Below are 2,545 nucleotides of genomic sequence, written 5' to 3'. Positions count from 1 at the left end.
GCGGTTCACACCGCGCGCCCTCCGCCCCTTGATGATGACGACCGGCCTGCAGGTTATCCTGGCGCATCTGGCCTACACGGAAGCCGAATGCGATCAGGCGCAAACATTGCTGCACCGTCCAACCGGCGGCCTGTGTGAGCTGGCAAAAGCTTTGAGTGAACTCATTCCGCGCCCGGACAAGCTGAGCATTGTTGAAACTGCCAAGCTGGAAGAGATCCGCCGTGCAGCGGTAACGACCACCCTCAACCAACTCTCCCGCAGAAGCATGTCAGGCCCAACCCTGCCGCTCACTTCCACCATCAAGCCCCAAAGCCCTGAAATGGCCGCTCTGGAATGGGCGGAGATGATGGAAGCCATTTGCCATGTTTATCATGCAAATCAAACACTAAAGCCATTCAGCATGGGAGGAGAAAATGCAGAGCATTCAGCTCCTAACAACTAATCAAGCCGCAAAAACTTTACAAATATCTGCTGCAACGATGAATGTCTGGCGCATGAAAGGACTAGGACCCGAGTACATAAAAGTTGGCCGGCAGGTTCGATACACAGACCAAAGCCTTATAGAATTCTGCACTGAAAACACCAAACGCCACACAGGCGAGTAATGAAAAGCGGGCGCATTAAGTCCGCTTTTTCATTATAGCAGATACAACATCTGCATTCTTCTTATTGGCTGCTGCATCCAAATGCGCATAGTGCTCTTTTGTGGTAGATATATCTGCATGGCCAAGCGTATCTGAAATGTCAGCAAGCTCCACGCCTGCCAGACGGAGCTGAGAGCCAACAGTGCGGCGAAGATCATGAACCCGCAAGTCGACAAGCCCTTTCATCTTACAAATGTCATTATGCGCCTTGTAAAGCGTATGCTCATCAATAGCTTTATCTGACCTCCCAAACGATGAAAAAACAAATGAGCAACCCTTGATCTTGGGAACTTTCCGCAAAACCTCTATCGTTTCATCTGATAACGAGAAAGTCTTCTCGCCCGTCTTGGTATCTGGGTAAGTAACAGTCATTCTCTCAAAATTCAGATAGCTCCACTTGAGCCCCAGAGCTTCTTCCTTGCGCCGACCTGTCAACAACAGGTACCTAAGAGCATGCAAAGACATAACCCAATGCCTACCTCCTTCAACAAGCTCCTCCAACCCGTCCCAATAAAACCCTAACTCTTCAAGCGACATAAATCGCTTGCGTACACTTGTCTTGTTTTTGGACACAAAATTGATTGGATTAGCAAAGGTCTGCGGTAATTCACCTGCCCCGATAGCCCACGTAATAATTGTTTGCGGAACTATAATCGCGTTATTTGCAGCAATCGGCCCGTGTTTCTGTGTAAGAACAGAGAATTTCATTCGACAGCGCTCAACGGTCAAATCTGCCGGAGCTATGAGATGCCAATCAGAAAACTTATTAGCCCAATCAAGTTCATATTTTCGGTAAGTGGCGACTGCAAGCGCAGGCGGCTCTTTAGCCTTGAAATACTTTCTTGCAAGCTCATTCAAAGTTTCGACCAGAGCTAGACCTTCACGTGCTGCTTTCTTGTACTTTCTGGCCTTCTCCCGCGCCTCTTCAATGGTAAACTCTGGGAAATAGCCTATAGTCTCGAATTTCCGCTTCCCCTTGATCGAAATGTAAACAGAGAATGCACGCTTCTTCTCACCAAGCGTAAAGATCAGCCCTTGCTCGGCGCTGTCCCTTATCTTGATTTGCTTGCCCTCGTACTTTAGCTTCTTCAGGTACGAATTGGTTAGCTTAGTCGCCATAGTCTCAGTCCTCCAAATCAGAGCACTGAGACTAGTATCACGATAGTCTCATTAGGGTCAAAAGCTATTCAATTTAGATAAAAGCAAAAGACCCTAAAAAGCCTTATAATTCAATTAACTTCCACACACTTACAACACCATCAAACAGCACCGGGGTAATTCGGGCTCTCTCTTGTAATCGTGACGTCGTGGGCGTGGCTTTCGCGAAGGGAGGCGCCGGAGATGCGGACGAAGGTTGCGCGGTCTTTGTACTCCGGCAGGTTTGGTGCGCCGACGTAGCCCATGGACGCGCGGACACCGCCTGCGAGCTGGTGCAGAACGGAAGAGAGCGGGCCTTTGTAAGGCACCTGTCCTTCAATACCTTCTGGAACCAGCTTCAGCTTATCAGAGACCTCTGCCTGGAAGTAACGATCCGCAGAACCACGCGCCATTGCACCGACAGAACCCATACCACGATAGGCTTTGTAGGAACGCCCTTGATGCAGGTAAACCTCGCCTGGGCTTTCTTCGGTACCAGCCAGCAGAGAACCCACCATGCAGGAGCCAGCGCCCGCTGCGAATGCTTTTGCCATGTCACCGGAGAACTTGATGCCACCATCTGCGATGATCGGCACATCCGCCTTAGCAGCTTCAGCTGCACAATCCAGGATCGCTGTGAGCTGAGGAACGCCAACACCAGCAACAATACGTGTTGTACAGATAGAACCCGGTCCGATACCCACCTTCACGGCGTCCGCACCAGCTTCAATCAGCGCTTTTGTTGCAGCAGGCGTTGCTACGTT

General features: G+C 50.2%; 4 protein-coding genes. 2 read left to right on the top strand and 2 right to left on the bottom strand.

The window, feature by feature from the left end:
• Both PPL9_RS29685 and PPL9_RS32200 read left to right on the top strand, forming a co-directional pair.
• Positions 1-442 (top strand): hypothetical protein (locus PPL9_RS29685; RefSeq protein ID WP_057466076.1); only part of this gene is annotated, 442 nt, incomplete at its 5' end.
• Positions 414-605, top strand: a complete 192-nt coding sequence (locus tag PPL9_RS32200) for a helix-turn-helix domain-containing protein (RefSeq protein ID WP_152986867.1) — start codon at positions 414-416, stop codon at positions 603-605. The genes PPL9_RS29685 and PPL9_RS32200, both read left to right, overlap by 29 nt.
• A gap of 15 nt (positions 606-620) precedes the next feature.
• Here the strand turns inward: PPL9_RS32200 and PPL9_RS29680 are convergent, their stop codons facing one another.
• Positions 621-1,763 (bottom strand): site-specific integrase, encoded by a 1,143-nt coding sequence (locus tag PPL9_RS29680; RefSeq protein ID WP_057466075.1) that lies wholly within the window; start codon positions 1,761-1,763, stop codon positions 621-623.
• Positions 1,764-1,903: 140 nt separating this feature from the next.
• Positions 1,904-2,545 (bottom strand): IMP dehydrogenase (locus PPL9_RS34590; protein ID WP_244273507.1); only part of this gene is annotated, 642 nt, incomplete at its 5' end.

This window comes from Pseudovibrio sp. POLY-S9, assembly GCF_001431305.1.
Taxonomy (GTDB): Bacteria; Pseudomonadota; Alphaproteobacteria; order Rhizobiales; family Stappiaceae; genus Pseudovibrio.
The sequence above is the reverse complement of the archived record's forward strand: the minus strand, read 5'-3'. Positions and strand labels throughout refer to the sequence as shown.